Consider the following 18,805-nt stretch of genomic DNA (forward strand, 5'->3'; position numbering starts at 1 on the left):
CGACCGTTCCGCCGTCCTCCAGCACCACCCCGACCTCACCGCCGTCCTCCGGGCCCGCCCCGACCGCACCGCCGCCCACCGGAGCTCCGACCGCACCGCCGTCCTCCGGCCCCGTCCCGACCGCACCGCCGCCCACCCAGCCACCGCCGCCCCCGACGGAGACCGCATGACCCTCCTGCGTGACGAGCACCTCGCCGCCGCCTTCGACCACGCCTCCCGCAGCTACGACACCCTCGTGGCCGCCAACCCCGGCTACCACGCCCACCTGCGGCGCTCGGCGCGCCGGCTCGGCCTGCCCGGACACGGGCAGGGGCTGCGCCTGCTCGACCTCGGCTGCGGCACCGGCGCCTCCACGGCCGCGCTGCGCTCCGTGCTCCCCGCCGCCGACATCACGGCCGTGGACGCCTCGGCCGGCATGCTCCGGCGGGCGGCGGCCAAGCCGTGGGCGAGCGGGGTGACCTTCGTCCACGCCCCCGCCGAGCGCCTGGCCGAGGCCGGCGTGCGCGGCCCCTTCGACGCGGTCTTCGCCGCCTACCTCTTCCGCAACGTGACCGACCCCGACGCAGTCCTCGCCGCGGTGCGCGGCCTGTTGCGGCCGGGCGGCCGGCTCGGCGTCCACGAGTACGCCCTCAGCGGCCGGCGCGGCGACCGCGCGGTGTGGACGCTGGTGTGCCGGGGGATGGTGCAGCCCGCCGCGACCCTGCTGGGCGACGGGCCGCTGTACCGGCACCTGTGGCGCAGCGTGGTCGAGTTCGACACCGCCGGAAGGTTCGCGCGCCGGCTGCGTGAGGCCGGCTTCGAACAGGTGCGCGCACTGCCCCTGCCGGGCTGGCAGACCGGCATCACCCACACCTTCGTCGCCCGCCGGCCCGACGAGCGGACGGAGGAAGCGCGATGAGCACCTCACCCGCCACCACCGCAGCGTCCGGCCGACCGCCCGCCGCCCGCCGGGGCCGCGACCGGCGGGCGGTCGTCCTGCCCGCCCGGCCCGGTGCTCCCCGCGTCGACGGGCCGCCGCCCGCGGTGGCCGTGATCGGCGGCGGCATCGCCGGGCTGGCCGCCGCCACCGCGCTCGCCGAGCGCAAGGTGGCCGTCACCGTGTACGAGAAGCGGCCCTACCTCGGCGGGCGGGCCGGCGGCTGGCCGACCGAGCTCTCCGACGGCACGCCGGTGACCATGAGCCGCGGCTTCCACGCCTTCTTCCGCCAGTACTACAACCTGCGCGGCCTGCTGCGCCGTACCGACCCCGGTCTGGAGCGGCTCACCGGCCTGCCGGACTACCCGCTGCTGCACGCCGGCGGTCTGCGCGACAGCTTCCGGCACGTCCCGCGCACCCCGCCGCTCAGCGCGCTCGGCTTCGTCGTGCTCAGCCCCTCCTTCCGGCTGCGGGACCTGCGCGCCATGAACCCGGCGGCGGCCCTGCCGCTGCTCGACGTACGCGTGCCCGAGGTGTACGAACGCCTGGACGCGACCAGCGCCCAGGACTTCCTGGACGCCGTACGCTTCCCCGAGAGCGCCCGTCACCTCGCCTTCGAGGTGTTCTCCCGCAGCTTCTTCGCCGACCCGCGCGAACTGTCGGCGGCCGAGATGGCGCTGATGTTCCACATCTACTTCCTCGGCTCCTCCGAAGGACTGCTCTTCGACGTCCCCCGCGCTCCCTACCCGGCCGCCCTGTGGCACCCGCTCGCCGACTACCTGACCGGGCACGGCGCGGAACTGCGCACCGACACGGCCGTCGAGCACGTCGCGCCCACCGCGGACGGCGGCCACACGGTCGCGACCGACCACGACGAACGCCGCTACGACGCCGTGGTCCTCGCCCTCGACACCGCCGGTCTGCGCTCCCTGGCCGAGAGCTGCGGGCAGCTGGGCGACAGGTCCTGGCGCGAGCGGATCACCCGGCTGCGCACCGCCCCGCCCTTCCTGGTCAGCCGCCTGTGGCTCGACGAGCCGGTCGCGGCGGAGCGGCCCGGTTTCCTCGGCACCAGCGGCTTCGGGGGCCTCGACAACATCAGCGTGCTGGAACGCTGGGAGGACGAAGCGGCCCGCTGGAGCGCCCGCACGGGCGGTTCCGTCGTCGAGCTGCACGCCTACGCCGTACCGCCCGACGCGCCCCGGGACGTCGAGCAGAAGCGTCTCCTCGACCAGCTCCACCGCGTCTACCCGGAGACCCGCACGGCCGGGGTCGTCGACGCCCGCCACGTATGGCACGACGACTGCCCCCTGTTCCCGGTCGGCAGGTACGCCGACCGCCCCACCGTCCGCACCCCGCATCCCGGACTGGTCGTCGCCGGCGACCTGGTCCGCACCGACCTGCCGGTGGCCCTCATGGAGCGCGCCGCCACGAGCGGTTTCCTGGCCGCCAACGCGCTGCTGGAGCGCTGGGGGGTGCGGGGCCAGACGCTGTGGACGGTGCCGGACCGCGCACGCGGCGCGCTGCTGCGGGCCCTCGTGTGGGGCGCCCGACGGCCCGACGGCACGCGGCCGGCCGACAGGAGACGACAGCCATGAACACAGGCGGACACCGACCGGCCCGGCCCGGCCCCCCTCACCCCCACCCCGCCGCCCGGCCGCTGAGCGGACGCGTGGCCGTCGTCACCGGAGCCGCCCGCGGTGTCGGCGCGGCCCTCGCCGCCGCGCTGTCCGAGGCCGGGGCACGGGTGGCGCTGCTCGGCCGGGAGGCGCAGCGGCTGCGCGAGGCGTCGGCCGCGCTGCCCGCGCCCACCCTGTGCGCCGAGGCGGACGTCACCGACCCGGCCGCCCTGGACGCCGCCGCACGCGAGGTCGAGGCCCGCCTCGGGCCCGCCGATGTGGTCGTGGCCAACGCGGGCATCGCCGTGAGCGGGTCCTTCCGCGACACCCCGGCCGACCTGTGGCAGCGGGTCGTCGACGTCAATCTGACGGGCGCCGCCAACACCGCCCGCGCCTTCCTGCCGCACCTCGGCCGCACCCGCGGCTACTTCCTCCAGGTCGCCTCCACCGCCGCGTTCGGCTCGGCGCCCATGATGAGCGCGTACTGCGCCTCCAAGGCGGGCGCGGAGTCCTTCGCCCAGGCCCTGCGCTGCGAGCTGGAGGCCGACGGGATCGCCGTCGGCGTCGCCTACCTGCACTGGACCGGCACCGACATGATCGGCGGCATGGACGACAACCCGGTGCTGCGGGCCCTGCGCGCCCATCAGCCCCCCTTCGCCCGCCGCGTCCAGAGCCCGCAGCGGGTCGCCGGCCTGCTCACCGCGGGCATCGCCCGCCGCGCTCCCCGGATCTACGCGCCGCCGTGGCTGCGCTGGTGCCAGCCGCTGCGCCCCGTCTTCCCGGCACTGGTCGCCCGCGTGTCGCGCCGCGAGCTCGGGCACCGGAGCGGGGCGGATTTCGCCGCCGGCACCGGAGTACTGGGCGCGGGCGGCCTCGCCGACTGGAAGGCGCGCGGGTCCGCGGCAGGCCCGCGACCGGGCGACCGGGCGAACTGAGCGGCGCGCGAGCAGCAGGACAGACGACGGGAGCCCGCCCGTCTTGTCCACCCGCCGGGACGGAAGGCCGCCGTCCGCAGATGGGCGAAGTCCGGCCGCCACGGCGGCCTCGCGCGCCCCGTTCGTCCGCCGGGGACGGGACGGCGGCGGTCAGCCTGCCCCGTTCGCCCGCTCGCCCGCTCGCCCGCTGGGACGGGACGGCCGCGGTAAGCCTGCCCCGTCCACGTGATGGGGCGACCGGGCCGTCGGCGACCATGGCAGCGACGGTCCGGACAGCCGGCTCGTCGTGACACCCGTCCACCATCGAGCCGGAGACCGTGACATGAGGATCTCGCAACGCGCCCGAAGCGTCGCCCCGTTCTACGCGATGGAGTTCGGCAAGCATGCCGCAGCGCTGGAGGCCGAGGGGCACCACGTCGTGAAGCTCAACCTCGGCGAACCCGACTTCGGCGCGCCCCCGGCCGTCCGCGAGGCGATGCGCGAGGCCATGGACGGAAGGCCCATGGCCTACACCGCGGCCCTCGGTCTGCCCGCCCTCCGGCAGGCGATCGCCGGGTTCTACCGCGACCGGCACGGCGTCGAGGTCGACCCGGGCCGGGTGGTCGTGACCGCGGGAGCCTCGGCCGCGCTGGTCCTGGCGACCGCCGCCCTCGTCGACCCGGGGGACGAGGTGCTCATCGCCGACCCCTCCTACCCCTGCAACCGGCAGATCGTCGAAAGCTTCGGCGCCCGGGTCACCCTCGTGCCCACCACGGCCGAGTCCCGCTACCAGCTGGCCACGGCGTCCGTGCGGGCCCACTGGACGGACGACACCCGCGGCCTCATGATCGCCACCCCGTCCAACCCGACCGGCACCTCGGTCCCGGCCGACGAGCTCGCCGCGCTGTGCGGCCTCGCACGTGAGCGCGAGGCGTGGCGCATCGTCGACGAGATCTACCTCGACCTCAGCGACCACGACGGCCGGGGCAGGCCGCCGCGCACCGCGCTGACGTACGACCCCGACGCCGTCGTCATCAACAGCTTCTCGAAGTACTTCGGCATGACCGGCTGGCGGCTGGGCTGGTGCGTCGTCCCCGAGCCGCTCGTGCCGGCGATGGAGCGGCTGGCCCAGAACTACTTCCTCTGCGCCTCCACCCCGGCGCAGCACGCCGCCCTGACCTGCTTCACCCCGGACGCCCTCGTGGTCTGCGAGGCCCGCCGCGCCGAATTCCTCCAGCGGCGCGCGATCGTCCTCGACGGCCTGGAACGGATTGGGCTGCCGGTTCCCGTGCCGCCGGACGGCGCGTTCTACGTGTACTTCGACGTCAGCGGCACCGGACTCACCTCGTGGCAGTTCTGCGAGCGAGCACTGCACGAGGCGCACGTCGCCCTCACGCCGGGCAGGGACTTCGGCGTCGGCACGGCGGAGACCCATGTACGCCTCTCGTACGCGGCGTCGGCCGAGGAGCTCCGCGAGGGGGTGGGCCGGCTCGGGAAGTTCGTGGCGACGCTCCGGTAGGGCGGGCGGTCAGTCGGCCCTCCGTACGGCGGCGTCGAGGACGGGGCCGAGCTCCCGGGCCACGGTCGTCAGGGCGCGGACGTCCCGTTCGGCCCGGGCGATGAGGATCGCGCCCTCCAGCGAGCTGATCATCAGCGTGGCGAGGGCGTCGGCCCGCTCCTCGGGCACACCCATGTCCACCAGGGCCCGGGCCACCGGTCCGGTCCAGGCGGCGAAGGCCGCGGCGGCGGCCTCCCGCGTGGACACGGCGGACTCCGAGCAGTCCACGGTGGCGGCGGCGACCGGGCAACCGCCCGCGAAGCCGGCCGTCTCGTACTCGTCGGTCCACTGCCGCACCATCTCCGCGAACAGCCCGCCGGGCGTGGGCTCCGGCAGAGCGGCCAGGAAGCGGGCGACACGGTTGCCCGCGTACCGGCCCGCCCAGCCCACCGCCTCGTTGACGAGCTGCTCCTTGCCGCCGGGGAAGTAGTGCTGCAGCGAACCGCGCGGCGCCCCGGCATGGGCGGCGACCTCCCTCATCCCCGTCGAGACCACGCCGTCGCGCCGGATGAGCTGGGCGGCGCTGAACACCATCCGCTCCCGCGGCCCTCGCTCGGACCCGCCCATCCCTGACCTCCCCTGCCTCGTGCGTCCCCGCCCACCCTATGACCACGGTCATAGACGCGGCTACTATGACCGTGGTCATAATCGGAGTGGCGACGGCCCGGTCTCCTGAGCTCCACGAGGGCCGGAAACGGCGGTGCATCGTGTACGTGGGTTTCGTCGGTCTCGGAGTCATGGGCCAACCCATGGCGCTCAACCTCGCCCGCGCGGGGACACCCCTCCTCGTCTGGAACCGCACACCGGCCCGGTGCGCACCGCTGCGCGCCGTCGGAGCCGAGATCGCGGCGAGCCCCGCCGAGGTCTTCGACCGGGCGGAGGTCGTGATCCTCATGCTGGCCGACGAGACCGCCGTCGACGAGGTCCTCCACCGCGGCACCCCGGACTTCGCCGCGCGCGTCGCCGGACGCACCCTCGTGCACATGGGCACGACCTCGCCGGAGTACTCGGGCGGACTGCGGGACGAGGTCCGCGGCGCGGGCGGCCGCTACGTCGAGGCCCCGGTCTCCGGTTCCCGGGTCCCGGCCGAACAGGGGCAACTGGTGGCGATGCTGGCGGGCGACGACGACGCCGTCGAGGCGGTACGACCGCTGCTCGCCCCCATGTGCCGCGAGGCGTTCGACTGCGGCGACGTCCCGGGTGCCCTGCTGATGAAGTTCTCGGTGAACCTCTTCCTGATCACGCTGGTCACCGGGCTGACCGAGGCGTTCCACTTCGCCGACCGGCACGGGCTCGACCAACGGCTGCTCCGGGACGTCCTGGACGCGGGCCCGATGGCGAGCGCGGTCTCGCGGGGGAAGGCGCCCAAGCTGCTGGCCCGCGACTTCGCCGTCCAGGCGGCGGCCGCGGACGTCCTGAAGAACAACCGGCTGATCGCCGAAGCCGCCCGCAAGGCCGGCCTGGCCTCACCCCTCCTCGACGTCTGCCACGCCCTCTTCGACGAGACCGTGGCCCAAGGGCACGGAGACGAGGACATGGTCGCCGTGCTGCACGCACTGGAATCCCGGACGGACGGTGTACGCGTCGAGGGCTGAGGCGGTCTGAGGGCCACCGGCAGGGCCGCGGGCGCCGGCGGGACGGCGTACGCCAGCAGGACCACGGGTCAGCCGATGTGCGGGGCTCGCCGTCCGCGCCCCGACCGCCGCCCCGCCCGCCGTCGCGACGGCTGCGACGCCTGATGCCGCGGTGACGCCCACGGGGGTGACGCAGGCCGTGGTCAGGGCTCGACGGTGGTCTCCGTCGACGGAGCCGTGTTCCGCTCCCGGCCGGTGTCCCGCGTCGCGCCCGGGCCCCCCTCGGAGTCCGCGCGCCGCCACTCGCCCGGGTCGTCTTCCGCGCCCCCGAACAGGTCCGGCACCAGCCCGCACACGGCGGACCGCTGGGTCGGCCCCATGACATGGGCCAGTGCGTCGGTGACCGTCGTGGACAGCGCCTCGGACGACTCGTGCAGCAGGCGGCGGGCCTTGTCGGTGAGGGCGACCTCGACACCCCGCTTGTCCCCGCACACCGACTTGCGGGTGACCAGACCGGCGTGCTGGAGGCAGGCGATCTGGTAGGTGAGGCGTGTCTTGGGGCGGCCCAGCAGCTCCGCGATCCGCGTCATCCGAAGACCTTCCCTGGGCTGCTCCGCCAGCAGACACAGGACGAGGAACTCGTCGTGCGAGACGTCGAGCCGTTCCTTCACGACCGACCGCAGCCGCTGCTCCACCGCTCCCGTCGCCGCCAGCAGCACCATCCACGCGCGCAGCTCGGGGGGCAGCAGGCCGTCGCTCTGGACGGAGGGGCATTCGCGCAGGTCGGGGGCGGGCTCATCGGGGGCAGCCATGGTCAGAGTGTACCTGTGGTCCCATTTTGGACGACTGGGTTGTTCAGTTTTGGATGACCGGCTACGGTGAGGTCATCCAAATTTGAACCACCGAATCGGGAGAAGGACCATGACCGTCGCCGTGGAAACCGGGCTGTGGCAGCTCGACGCGCGTGCCTCCACCGTTGCGCTGCAGCACAGGACGATGTGGGGCCTGGTCACCGTCAAGGGCGCCTTCGCCGCCGTCAGCGGCGAAGGCGAGGTGGCGGCCGACGGGACCGCCACCGGCACCCTGACCCTGGACGTGACCTCCCTCGACACGCGGAACGCCAAGCGCGACACGCATCTGCGCGGCGCCGACTTCTTCGACGCCGACCGACACCCCGAGATCACTTTCGCGGCCCGTTCCGTCGAACTCCGCGACGGCGGTACCGTCCAGGTCTCCGGTCGGCTGACCGTGCGCGGCATCAGCAGGCCGCACTCCTTCACCGCGCGGCTGAGCGGCGCCGCCCCGGACGCCCTCACGCTCGAGGCCGAGTTCACCGTGGACCGCGCCCAGTTCGACATGGGGTGGAACCAGATGGGCATGATGCGCGGTCTGACCACCGTGACGACGTCGCTCCGCTTCACGCGCGTCGACGGCTGACCGGCTGCCGCGAGGCCGGCGTGGTGGCGTCGCGGAGCCGGGATGTGGCCCCCGGGACGGTCGCGGTCCGTGTCGCTGTTGGGCCGAACGGGTGACATGGCGTAAGAATTGGCTGGTGCAGGCATTGAGTGCGAGTCAGTTCGGGGGGTGCCGGTGAACCGTTACGACGTCACCGATGAACAGTGGGAAGGGCTCGCTCAGGTCGTTCCGTTGCGTGGCCGGGACGCGTGGCCGTCGGCGGTCGACCACCACGCACTGCCGGACGCGGAGACGGAGACCCGCCGTCGGTTCGTCGTCCTCCGGGTCAACGTCTTCGCGGACGCCCGCGAGGTCGCCGAGACCCTGATGGCGGGCATCCCGGTCCTCCTGGACCTCACCGGCGCGGAGACCGAGGTCGCCAAGCGCGTCCTGGACTTCTCCACGGGCGTCGTCTTCGGCCTGGCCAGCGGCATGCACCGCGTCGATCGCAACGTGTTCCTGCTGACCCCACCGGGGACCGAGGTGAGCGGGATCATGGAGGGGGCGGGCGTCCCCGGGGTGTGAGACGCGCGCCGGTACGGGGGAGGGCGGACATCCGGAGCACGTCCGGTACGCCGTCCACGCCTGGGGGTGCGTCCTCGGGCTGTGACGTGGGGCCTCACTGCCGGGCGGGGGTCCGTGTCCGGGCGGGGTTCCGTGACGGCGGGGCGGGTGTCCGTGTCCGGGCGGGGTTCCGGGACGGCAGGCGGGGATCCGTGAACCCGGGGCTCCCGGACGAACAGGGCGCGGGCGCGTGTCCGGGCGGGCTGCCGCGGTCGGGCCGGCGTCTCCTGTCCACCTCCGCTGTCGCCCGTTCGTAGGAAGCTCCGCAGGACGGAACGGTTCGCCGAGCGGGTGGAGTCCTACGGTCCGCCTATGGCCGTCCCGCCCTCTTCCCCCGCGTCCTTATCCCCCGCCGCGCCCGCCCGGACCCCGTCCGGCGACGACGCGAGGGGGCTGTCCGCCCGGCGCTCTTCGAAGCAGCCTCCGGACCGCTTGAAGCGGCCCTCGGCCGAAGTGGAACCGCCTGCCCCCACCCCTCAGCCACGTCCGACCCGGCCCTGTCTCACCGAGTTGCGCTTGTCGGCGTTCGCCGGGCACCGGCGGGCCAGGTTCCCGCTCGGGCCGGTGACTCTCCTCGCAGGTCCCAGCGGCAGCGGCAAGACCACCGCGCTCCGGGCGTACGAGGCGCTGGCCCGGCTCGCAGGCGGCGCCGGCCTGGACGAGGTCTTCCCCGATCCGGTGGCCTGTGTGCCCGAGCGGGCGCGGCCCGATGCCCAACGGCGCCGGGGTTTCCGTATCGGCTGCACGGCCGACGGGCCCGTCGGCCCGGTCCGGCTCGACGTGGCGGTCCAGGCCGAGCCCGATCTGCGCATCGTGGGGGAGCGGCTGACCGCGGACGGGCTCGTGCTGCTGGAGACCGCTCTGCGCGACCCGGGGCGGCGCACGGTGCAGGCCGCCTGGCACACCGCCGGTTCCTCACCGGTCACCCGCGCCCCGCTTCCCGACGACCGCCTGGCCACCGCACTGCTCCCGCTGCGCGTTGCGGGCAAGACCGACGGGCAGCGCCGGGTACTCGCCGCGGCCGAGCAGATGCTGGTGGCCCTGCGTTCCGTCTTCGCCTGCGACCCGCGGCCCGAGCGGATGCGCGCCCCCGTGCCCGCCGGCGCCGGCCGGCTGATCGGCGGCTGCGACAACCTCGCCGACGTGGTCCGGCGCACCCGCTCGGAGTGCACCCGCCGACACGCACAGCTCGTCGCCGCGGTGCGCACCGGCTGCTGCGGACCGGTGACCGACCTGTTCGCCGAACCCGTCGGCGACGGCACCGTGCGCGCCCTGCTCGACCGGGGCGCCGCCCCGCGCACCGAGCTGTCCCGCCTCGGTGACGGGGAACTGCGCTTTCTCGCGCTCACTCTGGTGTTGCTGACCGGCCCCGGCGTCCTGGACGTCGACCCGCCCGGCGAGGTGCCCGACGCCATGCGCACCCTCACCGTCCTCGCCGACGGCTTCGACCGCGGGCTGGACCTACGGCAGCGCAGGGAGCTGCTGCGGCTCGCGGTCCGGATGGGCGAGCGCGGGCACATCCGCTGCGTGGGAGCGGTGAGCGACGCCTCCTGGGCCACCGGGACCGACGGAGTCACAGTGGTACACCTGGACGCGTGACAGAACACCTCGACGTGGCGAAGCTGCAGCGCAGGCTGGCCGATTTCGCGGCCGCGCGGAACTGGCAGCCGTACCACACCCCCAAGAACCTCGTCTCCGCGCTCAGCGTGGAAGCCTCCGAACTGGTCGAGATCTTCCAGTGGTTGACGCCGGAGGAGTCGGCCCGCGTGATGGACGACCCGGACACCGCCCACCGGGTGACCGACGAGGTCGCCGACGTGCTCGCCTATCTGCTGCAGCTGTGCGAGGTGCTCGGAATCGATCCGCTGGCGGCGCTGGACGCGAAGATCGACCGCAACGAACTGAGGTTCCCGGCGCCGTAGCGGCGACACCGCCGGTCGCGCCAGGGCTGCCGCCTGTACGCAGGGCCGCCGCCTGCACGCGCCAGGGCTGCCGCCTGCACGCGCCAGGGCTGCCGCCTGCACGCGCCAGGGCTGCCGCCTGCACGCACCCGGGTGGCGGCCCTGACCGCCGGGCCGCCGCCAGCCCGCGCCCCGGGAACCACCCGTACGTATTCGGGCTGGCGCCCCGACGGGGGTGTCCAGGCCGCGGCCCTTCCGCGCCTGTGCCGCCGTCCGCCCGCGTCCGGGCCCGCGGCCCTTCCTGCCCTTCCGTGCCTGTGCCGCCGTTCGCCCGTGCCCGGGCCCGCGGCCCTTCCTGCCCTTCCGTGCCTGTGCCGCCGTTCGCCCGTGCCCGGGCCGCGCATTCCGTCCCTGGACCGCCGTCCGCCCGCGCCCAGGCCACCACCCCTCCGCCCTGGGGACCCTCACCGATCCACCGCCCATGCCGCGCCCGCGCCCGAAGCCGCCGCCCCCGCCCCGCGCCACCCGCCGCCGCCCCGGCCCCCGCGACCCGCCGCCGCCCCCGGCCCGCGCCACCCGCAGTCGCCGCCCCCCGCCCGCGCCCCCACCCGCCGCTTCCGCCAGGAACCCCGTCCTCCGCTATCACTCTCCGGAGTCATCAGTCCGCCCGAAACCGATTTGTTGTCCACAGATTTCCGTCTTCCTCTGGCTTTTCGCACCACAGACCCTCACTCTGGGTAGTGGACAAGGGAGTTCGAGCGACGGACGTGCGAAGAGCACGTCAGGACGGACGGGGGCGGCGCATGGACGCGGTGCGGCTCATCCTGGCGAGCAGGCGTGCTCTCGCCGGCAGCGGCGACGGGCCTCGGACACTGGCGGAGGTGTGGCAGGCGCAGGCGCTCGCCCAGGCGATCGGCAGCCGGCTCGCGGTCTCCGGTCCGCCCGAACTACGCGGCGAGGCCCTGGGGTTGACCGAGCTGGCGGGAAGAGGCTGCGGTGTGCTGGACGCGCCGGTCCTCGACCCCGGTGACCTGCGCGCCGCCCAGCTCACCGAACTGGACGACGCCCGCCAGGCCCTTCTGGACCTCGGTGGACTGCTCGGCGAGGTCGGTATCGCCCTCGTCGGCCTCGCCAGCGCGGCGGACGAGGTCACCTACTGGCAGTGCATGGAGGCCATCGACGCGGCGGACGAGGCCAGGGACCGGGTCCTGGAGATGCTGCGCAAGCTGGCGGCGCGGGAGGGGGCGTTGCCGGAGAGATGAGAGGGGGCGAGGAGCGTCCGGGGTCGTAGCCGACGCGGGTCCGGGGGCGGCCGCCCCCGAAGCGGCGGGACTCAGCCGACCTCCCCCTCTTCGGCCGGTGCCCGGCCCGAACCCCCCGCCGCCTGCAGGTTCTCCAGCGCGGACAGGTCCGCGTTCAGCGCCGCCATCAGCTCCTCCATCTGCTGCAGCAACCCCTTCGGCTGACCGGCGGAGCCCACGGTTTCCTCGGACATGACGGCCTCCTCGGGCCCCCGGCCCCCCGTGAGAGAGGGCCGACCTGCGTGACGCCCCGGGCGGTGAGCTGCCGGGCGCGGGCGCCGGGCGGTCCGGCACCGCCCAGCCAACGATCACCGCCGGAGCGGGTCACTGGCCCGGTGACCGCCCGCGTCCGGCGCCGATGTTTTTCACCCCGACCGGGGACCGACGGGGGCAGGGGGACCGATGCGGTTGACGGGGGTCCCGGAGTGCAGGATGGAGAGCATGGATCTCCGTATCTTCACCGAGCCCCAGCAGGGGGCGACCTACGACACCCTGCTCACCGTCGCGAAGGCCACCGAGGACCTGGGCTTCGACGCCTTCTTCCGCTCCGACCACTACCTCAAGATGGGCTCCGTGGACGGCCTGCCCGGCCCCACCGACGCCTGGATCACCCTCGCCGGCCTCGCCAGGGAGACCCGGCGCATCCGCCTCGGCACGCTGATGACCGCGGCCACCTTCCGGCTGCCCGGCGTCCTCGCCATCCAGGTCGCCCAGGTCGACCAGATGTCCGGCGGCCGCGTCGAACTCGGGTTGGGCGCCGGCTGGTTCGAGGAGGAGCACAGGGCGTACGGGATCCCCTTCCCGAAGGAGAAGTTCGGCCGGCTGGAGGAGCAGCTGGAGATCGTCACCGGCCTGTGGGGCACGGACGCCGGCAAGACCTTCGACTTCCACGGCAAGTACTACGACCTCAGTGACTCGCCCGCGCTGCCCAAGCCCACGCAGGCGAAGATCCCCGTGCTGATCGGCGGCCACGGCGCGAGCCGCACGCCGCGGCTGGCCGCCCGGTACGCCGACGAGTTCAACATGCCGTTCGGCTCGATCGAGGACAGCGAGCGCCAGTTCGGCCGGGTGCGGGCCGCCGCCGAGGAGGCCGGGCGCGCCGCCGACGCCATCACGTACTCCAACGCCCTCGTGGTCTGCGTCGGCAAGGACGACCAGGAGGTCGCCCGCCGAGCCGCCGCGATCGGCCGCGAGGTCGACGAACTCAAGAGCAACGGCCTGGCCGGCACCCCGGCGGAGGTCGTCGACAAGATCGGCCGCTACGCCGACATCGGCTCGCGCCGGATCTACCTCCAGTTCCTCGACCTGCACGACCTGGACCACCTGGAGCTGATCTCCACCCAGGTGCAGGCGCAGCTGTCGTAGGACCGCACCGGTCACCCGCTCCGGGCCCGGACATCGTTGTCCGGGCCCGGCGCCCACGACGGAGGTACGGCAACTCTCCCGGCTCGCCCGGCGGCCGACGACGGAGGTACCGGCTCGCGCCCGTGCACCCACCCCGCCCCACCTGTGACAGCCCTGTGACCGGAACTGTGGCCTCCGCCACAGGTGTTCGGGGCGGGTCCTGATGAGGTGACCGAATGCGCAGACCCGCCCCCCTCCTCCTCCCCGCCCTCGCCGCCTGTCTGTTACTGACGGCGTGTGGAACGGAGCGTGCCGGTACGCAGGACAACGGCCCCGGCGCGGCCGGTCCGCCGCCCCGCACCCAGGTGACCGATCCGGGCGTCGACGGCGTACGGATCACCGCCGTGACCCTCCCCGCCGCCTCGCCGTCCCCCAGCCAGAGGGGAGGCGTCCAGGCGGAGCCCTTCCCCGCCGTCCCCGCCGACTCCGGCATCTCCGCCGCGTACGAGGTCACCAACGAGGGCACCGAGGCGCTGACGTACACGATCCTCTTCAGCTTCACGACGAGCTCCGGGGAAGTGATGGACAGCCAGCGGGAGACCGTGCGCGCGGTCGGACCCGGCCAGACGGTGCGCGGGACGGTGAAGCCGGGCGGGCCGGCGCCCGGGCCGTCCCCCGTGACGCGGGTGAAGGTCTCCAAGGTGACGAAGGTCCCGGCGGACGAGGCGCCGGCCGAGGCCGGCGACTGCCCCTCCTCGGGGATCCGGGTGACGGCCGACGAGGGCGACGCCGCCATGGGCCTGCGCGTCGTCGGACTGCACCTGGAGAACTGCGGGACGGGCGCGTACATCGTCAACGGCTACCCGCTGCTGGAGTTGCTGGACGACGCCCGCGAACCGGTCGACGGCGTGCGGATCCTCCAGGGCAGCGGTGAGATCACCACCGGCGCGGGGCCCGACGAGCCGCCCCGGCCGGTCACCCTGAAGCCCGGCGAGAAGGCCACCGCGAGCCTGGTGTGGCGCAACACCACCGACTTCGGGACGCCCGTGAACGTCCCGTACGTCCGGGTCCGCGCCAAGGCGGGCGCCGCCCCCGTGACGGTGACGCCCCACCTCGACCTCGGGACCACCGGGAAGCTCGGCGTCAGGCCCTGGAAGCGGGCGGAGGAGTAGGGCGGAAAATTCCGGGGTGCCGCCAGGCCGTTCTCTGTACGTTGGTGGTGCGCGCAGGCGCACCACCAGCGCCTTCGCTCCTTCCGAACCCTTTCGAGGCACCCACCGTGTTCCTGACGATCACCACCACCGGCACTCCCCAACGCCCCGCCACCGACCTGGGCTTCCTGCTGCACAAGCATCCCGACAAGGCGCAGGCGTTCTCCACCTCCTACGGCAAGGCGCACGTCCTCTATCCCGAGGCGGACGCGCAGCGCTGCACGGCGGCGCTCCTGCTGGAGGTGGATGCCGTGGCGCTGGTCCGGCGCGGCAAGGGCAAGGGACGCGGAGGCGCTCCCGACGCGGCACTCGCGCAGTACGTCAACGACCGCCCGTACGCGGCCTCCTCACTGCTCGCGGTCGCGCTGAGCGCCGTGTTCTCCAGCGCGATGCGCGGAGTCTGCGCAGCGAAACCCGAACTTCCCGCTCAGCCGCGGACGTTGCGGGTCGAGGTGCCCGCGCTGCCCGCTCGCGGCGGATCCGACCTCGTACGGCGTCTGTTCGAGCCGCTCGGCTGGACGGTGACCGCCGAAGCGGTCGCACTGGACGCCGAGTTCCCGCAGTGGGGCGACTCGCGGTACGTGCGCCTGGTCCTCGAAGCCGACACCCTGACGGTCGCCGAGGCGCTGCGCCACCTCTACGTCCTGCTGCCCGTCCTCGACGACGCCAAGCACTACTGGGTCTCCTCCGACGAGGTCGACAAGCTGCTGCGCGCGGGTGAGGGCTGGCTGCCCGACCACCCCGAGCAGAAGCTGATCACCAGCCGATACCTGTCCCGCCGCTGGTCGCTGACCCGGCAGGCGATGGAGCGGCTGGAGCTGGTGCGGCTCGCCGAGGCCGACGACAGCGCGGTCGAGGAGATCGACAACGCGGTCGAGGGGGAGGCGGAGACCGAGGAGAAGCCGACTCCGCTGGCGGTGCAGCGCCGGGAGGCGATCGTCGCGGCTCTCCAGGCGTCAGGCGCCGCCCGGGTGCTCGACCTCGGCTGCGGACAGGGCCAGTTGGTGCAGGCGCTGCTGAAGGACCCGCGGTTCACCGAGATCGTCGGCGTCGACGTGTCGATGCGCGCGCTCACCATCGCGTCCCGGCGGCTGAAGCTGGACCGCATGGGCGAGCGTCAGGCCTCCCGCGTCAAGCTCTTCCAGGGCTCGCTCGCCTACACCGACACCCGGCTCAAGGGCTACGACGCCGCCGTGCTCAGCGAGGTGATCGAGCACCTCGACCTGCCCAGGCTGCCCGCCCTGGAGTACGCGGTGTTCGGCGCGGCCCGCCCGCGCACGGTCCTGGTGACCACCCCGAACGTCGAGTACAACGTCCGCTGGGAGACCCTCCCGGCCGGGCACGTCCGGCACGGCGACCACCGCTTCGAGTGGACCCGCGAGGAGTTCCGCACATGGGCGGACGCGGTGGCCGCCCGGCACGGCTACGACGTCGCGTACGCCCCCGTCGGCCCCGACGACCCCGAGGTCGGCCCGCCCACCCAGATGGCCCTGTTCACGATCAGCACCCCCGAGAAGGAGGCGAAGGCAGCATGACCGAGACCCAGGTTTCCCGGAAGCAGGGCCGCGTCCTGCCCGTCACCGACCTCTCCCTCGTCGTGCTGGTCGGCGCCTCCGGCTCGGGCAAGTCCACCTTCGCCCGCAGGCACTTCAAGCCCACCGAGGTCATCTCCTCCGACTTCTGCCGCGGTCTCGTCTCCGACGACGAGAACGACCAGAGCGCCACCCGGGACGCCTTCGACGTCCTGCACTACATAGCGGGCAAGCGGCTCGCGGCCGGCCGGCGCACGGTCGTGGACGCCACCAGCGTGCAGCAGGACGCACGCCGCCAGCTGATCGACCTGGCCAGGCAGCACGACGTGCTGCCCATAGCCATCGTGCTGGACGTGCCGGAGGAGGTGTGCGCCGAACGCAACGCGGCCCGCACCGACCGGGCCGACATGCCGCGCCGGGTCATCCAGCGCCACACCCGCGAACTGCGCCGGTCGCTCAGGCACCTGGAGCGCGAGGGCTTCCGCAAGGTCCACGTCCTGCGCGGCGTCGAGGACGTCGAGAACGCCACCGTCGTCACCGAGAAGCGCTTCAACGACCTGACCCATCTCACCGGTCCGTTCGACATCATCGGCGACATCCACGGCTGTGCCTCCGAACTGGAGTCGCTGCTCGGCAAGCTGGGCTACGTCGACGGCGTCCACCCGGAGGGCCGGCAGGCCGTCTTCGTCGGCGACCTCGTCGACCGCGGCCCGGACAGCCCGGGCGTACTGCGCCGTGTGATGGCGATGGTGAAGTCGGGCAACGCCCTGTGCGTGCCCGGCAACCACGAGAACAAGTACGGGCGTCACCTGCGCGGCCGCAAGGTGCAGCACACCCACGGCCTCGCCGAGACCATCGCGCAGATGGAGGGCGAGAGCGAGGAGTTCCGCGCCGAGGTACGGGAGTTCATCGACGGTCTCGTCAGCCACTACGTCCTCGACGGCGGCAGGCTCGTCGTCTGCCACGCCGGTCTGCCGGAGAAGTACCACGGCCGCACCTCCGGCCGGGTCCGCTCGCACGCGCTGTACGGCGACACCACCGGTGAGACGGACGAGTTCGGCCTGCCGGTGCGCTACCCGTGGGCGGAGGACTACCGGGGCCGCGCGGCAGTGGTCTACGGCCACACGCCCGTCCCCGAGGCGACCTGGCTGAACAACACCATCTGCCTGGACACCGGCGCCGTCTTCGGCGGCAAGCTGACCGCGCTGCGGTGGCCGGAGCGGGAACTGGTCGACGTACCGGCCGAGCGGGTCTGGTACGAGCCGACGAAGCCGCTGCGCTCAGAGGCGCCGGGCGGGCACGACGGCCGCCCGCTGGACCTGGCCGACGTGCACGGCCGACGCGTCGTCGAGACCCGCTACGAGGGCCAGCGCCGCATCTCCGTCCGCGAGGAGAACGCGGCCGCGGCCCTGGAGGTCATGAGCCGCTTCGCCGTCGACCCGCGCCTGCTGCCGTACCTCCCGCCGACCATGGCCCCGACGGCGACCAGCCGTGTCGAGGGCTACCTAGAGCACCCGGCGGAGGCGTTCGCGCAGTACGCGCAGGACGGCGTCGGGCGGGTCGTGTGCGAGGAGAAGCACATGGGCTCGCGGGCGGTGGCCCTCGTGTGCCGCGACGCGGAGGCGGCCGGGAAGCGCTTCGGGGTGAACGGCCCGACCGGATCCCTCTACACCCGCACCGGCCGCCCCTTCTTCGACGACGAGGCGGTGACGGAGGAGATCCTCGCCCGGATCCGCACCGCCGTGGACGAGGCCGGCCTCTGGACGGAACTGGAAACCGACTGGATCCTGCTGGACGCCGAGCTGATGCCCTGGTCGCTGAAGGCCTCCGGCCTGCTGCGCTCGCAGTACGCGGCCGTCGGCGCCGCGTCCGGGGCGGTCTTCCCCGGCGCCCTGGCCGCGCTGGAGGGCGCGGCCGCCAGGGGCGTCGACGTCACCGACCTCCTGTCCCGCCAGCGCGACCGGGCCTCGGACGCGGCCGCGTTCACCGAGGCGTACCGGCGCTACTGCTGGACCACGGACGGGCTGGACGGCGTACGCCTGGCCCCGTTCCAGATCCTCGCCGTCCAGGGCCGCAGCCTGGCGGGCCTGCCCCACGACGAGCAACTGGCCCTGCTGGACCGGCTGGTGGAGCACGACACCACCGGCCTGCTCCAGACCACCCGCCGCCTGTACGTCGACACGACCGACCCCGAGTCGGTCCAGGCCGGCGTCGACTGGTGGCTGGAGATGACCGGCCGCGGCGGTGAGGGCATGGTCGTCAAGCCGCTCGGCGCGCTCGTGCGCGGCACGGAGGACCGACTGGTCCAGCCCGGCATCAAGTGCCGGGGCCGCGAGTACCTCCGGATCATCTACGGTCCGGAGTACACCCGCCCCGACAACCTGGCCCGCCTGCGCGGCCGCTTCCTGAACCACAAGCGCTCCCTCGCGATCCGCGAGTACGCCCTCGGCCTGGAGGCCCTGGCCCGCCTGTCCGAGGGCGAGCCGCTGTGGCGGGTCCACGAGGCGGTGTTCGGCGTCCTGGCACTGGAGTCGGAACCGGTGGACCCGAGACTGTAAGCACCGGCTGGTGGGAGGGCACACCCTCCCATCAGCCGGCCCTGCGGCGGGAGCGGGTCGTGGCGCCGGCGCGCAGCCCGGACGCTCCCGCGCCCGCCTTCCGGCCGGAGCGGCTCCTGGCGCCGGCGCGCAACCAGGACGCACCCGCACCCGCCCTCCGGCCGGAGCGGGTCGTGGCGCCGGTGCGCAGCCCGGATGCTCCCTCGGCCGCCCGCGGCGGTAAGCGGGGTCGTGGCGCCGGCGCGCAGCCAGGACGCACCCGCACTCGCCCTCCGGCCGGAGCGGGTCGTGGCGCCGGTGCGCAGCCCGGATGCTCCCTCGGCCGCCCGCGGCGGTAAGCGGGGTCGTGGCGCCGGCGCGC

At 74.0% G+C, this 18,805-nt stretch carries 17 protein-coding genes; 14 read left to right on the forward strand and 3 right to left on the reverse strand.

Annotated elements, in window-relative coordinates; all coding sequences use genetic code 11:
• The 4 genes from ACIHAR_RS25790 to ACIHAR_RS25805 form a co-directional block, all read left to right on the forward strand.
• A partial coding sequence (locus ACIHAR_RS25790) for a class I SAM-dependent methyltransferase (protein ID WP_400022116.1) occupies positions 1–898 on the forward strand: 898 nt, incomplete at its 5' end.
• Positions 895–2,511, forward strand: coding sequence for an FAD-dependent oxidoreductase (locus ACIHAR_RS25795; protein WP_400022118.1), 1,617 nt, complete (start codon positions 895–897; stop codon positions 2,509–2,511). The genes ACIHAR_RS25790 and ACIHAR_RS25795, both read left to right, overlap by 4 nt.
• Positions 2,508–3,467, forward strand: a complete 960-nt coding sequence (locus tag ACIHAR_RS25800) for an SDR family oxidoreductase (RefSeq protein ID WP_400022120.1) — start codon at positions 2,508–2,510, stop codon at positions 3,465–3,467. The genes ACIHAR_RS25795 and ACIHAR_RS25800 overlap by 4 nt, the downstream gene beginning before the upstream one ends.
• 322 nt (positions 3,468–3,789) lie before the next feature.
• Positions 3,790–4,965, forward strand: a complete 1,176-nt coding sequence (locus ACIHAR_RS25805; protein WP_400022122.1) for a pyridoxal phosphate-dependent aminotransferase — start codon at positions 3,790–3,792, stop codon at positions 4,963–4,965.
• 9 nt (positions 4,966–4,974) lie between these two features.
• Here the strand turns inward: ACIHAR_RS25805 and ACIHAR_RS25810 are convergent, their stop codons facing one another.
• Positions 4,975–5,571 (reverse strand): TetR/AcrR family transcriptional regulator, encoded by a 597-nt coding sequence (locus tag ACIHAR_RS25810; RefSeq protein WP_365458638.1) that lies wholly within the window; start codon positions 5,569–5,571, stop codon positions 4,975–4,977.
• 140 nt (positions 5,572–5,711) lie between these two features.
• On the opposite strand from ACIHAR_RS25810, the gene ACIHAR_RS25815 reads away from it, so the two are divergent.
• Positions 5,712–6,599: an NAD(P)-dependent oxidoreductase gene (locus ACIHAR_RS25815; RefSeq protein ID WP_400022143.1), complete on the forward strand. Its 888-nt coding sequence runs from the start codon at positions 5,712–5,714 to the stop codon at positions 6,597–6,599.
• A gap of 182 nt (positions 6,600–6,781) precedes the next feature.
• Here ACIHAR_RS25815 and ACIHAR_RS25820 read toward each other — a convergent pair whose 3' ends face one another.
• The gene (locus tag ACIHAR_RS25820; protein ID WP_400022124.1) at positions 6,782–7,390 is read right to left on the reverse strand and encodes a MarR family winged helix-turn-helix transcriptional regulator; all 609 of its coding nucleotides are present in this window, start codon (positions 7,388–7,390) and stop codon (positions 6,782–6,784) included.
• Between the two features lie 109 nt (positions 7,391–7,499).
• Between ACIHAR_RS25820 and ACIHAR_RS25825 the strand changes: the two genes are divergently transcribed.
• From ACIHAR_RS25825 to ACIHAR_RS25845, 5 genes are all read left to right on the forward strand, one after another.
• The gene (locus tag ACIHAR_RS25825) at positions 7,500–8,015 is read left to right on the forward strand and encodes a YceI family protein (protein ID WP_400022126.1); all 516 of its coding nucleotides are present in this window, start codon (positions 7,500–7,502) and stop codon (positions 8,013–8,015) included.
• Between the two features lie 147 nt (positions 8,016–8,162).
• Positions 8,163–8,558 (forward strand): cell division protein SepF, encoded by a 396-nt coding sequence (locus ACIHAR_RS25830; RefSeq protein WP_365458626.1) that lies wholly within the window; start codon positions 8,163–8,165, stop codon positions 8,556–8,558.
• A gap of 351 nt (positions 8,559–8,909) precedes the next feature.
• Positions 8,910–10,196 carry an AAA family ATPase gene (locus tag ACIHAR_RS25835; RefSeq protein WP_400022129.1) on the forward strand — a complete coding sequence of 429 codons (1,287 nt, stop codon included), beginning with the start codon at positions 8,910–8,912 and terminating at the stop codon, positions 10,194–10,196.
• A complete protein-coding gene (locus ACIHAR_RS25840; protein WP_365458620.1) occupies positions 10,193–10,519 on the forward strand; it encodes a nucleotide pyrophosphohydrolase in 327 nt (108 codons plus the stop codon). The genes ACIHAR_RS25835 and ACIHAR_RS25840 overlap by 4 nt, the downstream gene beginning before the upstream one ends.
• Before the next feature lie 782 nt (positions 10,520–11,301).
• Positions 11,302–11,760: a DUF6099 family protein gene (locus ACIHAR_RS25845; protein WP_365459044.1), complete on the forward strand. Its 459-nt coding sequence runs from the start codon at positions 11,302–11,304 to the stop codon at positions 11,758–11,760.
• Positions 11,761–11,831: 71 nt separating this feature from the next.
• On the opposite strand, the gene ACIHAR_RS25850 is transcribed toward ACIHAR_RS25845, so the two are convergent.
• Positions 11,832–11,993, reverse strand: coding sequence for a hypothetical protein (locus tag ACIHAR_RS25850; protein WP_365458618.1), 162 nt, complete (start codon positions 11,991–11,993; stop codon positions 11,832–11,834).
• 247 nt (positions 11,994–12,240) lie between these two features.
• Between ACIHAR_RS25850 and ACIHAR_RS25855 the strand changes: the two genes are divergently transcribed.
• The 4 genes from ACIHAR_RS25855 to ACIHAR_RS25870 all read left to right on the forward strand — a co-directional run bounded on the left by ACIHAR_RS25855 (position 12,241) and on the right by ACIHAR_RS25870 (position 18,444).
• The gene (locus ACIHAR_RS25855; protein ID WP_400022132.1) at positions 12,241–13,164 is read left to right on the forward strand and encodes an LLM class F420-dependent oxidoreductase; all 924 of its coding nucleotides are present in this window, start codon (positions 12,241–12,243) and stop codon (positions 13,162–13,164) included.
• A 215-nt stretch (positions 13,165–13,379) separates the two neighbouring features.
• Positions 13,380–14,315 (forward strand): DUF4232 domain-containing protein, encoded by a 936-nt coding sequence (locus ACIHAR_RS25860; protein ID WP_365458612.1) that lies wholly within the window; start codon positions 13,380–13,382, stop codon positions 14,313–14,315.
• A gap of 107 nt (positions 14,316–14,422) precedes the next feature.
• The gene (locus tag ACIHAR_RS25865; protein WP_365458609.1) at positions 14,423–15,889 is read left to right on the forward strand and encodes a 3' terminal RNA ribose 2'-O-methyltransferase Hen1; all 1,467 of its coding nucleotides are present in this window, start codon (positions 14,423–14,425) and stop codon (positions 15,887–15,889) included.
• Positions 15,886–18,444: a polynucleotide kinase-phosphatase gene (locus ACIHAR_RS25870; protein ID WP_400022135.1), complete on the forward strand. Its 2,559-nt coding sequence runs from the start codon at positions 15,886–15,888 to the stop codon at positions 18,442–18,444. Before ACIHAR_RS25865 ends, ACIHAR_RS25870 begins: the two co-directional genes overlap by 4 nt.
• Positions 18,445–18,805: the final 361 nt, after the last annotated feature.

This window comes from Streptomyces sp. NPDC052016, from assembly GCF_044548445.1.
Classification (GTDB): Bacteria; Actinomycetota; Actinomycetes; order Streptomycetales; family Streptomycetaceae; genus Streptomyces.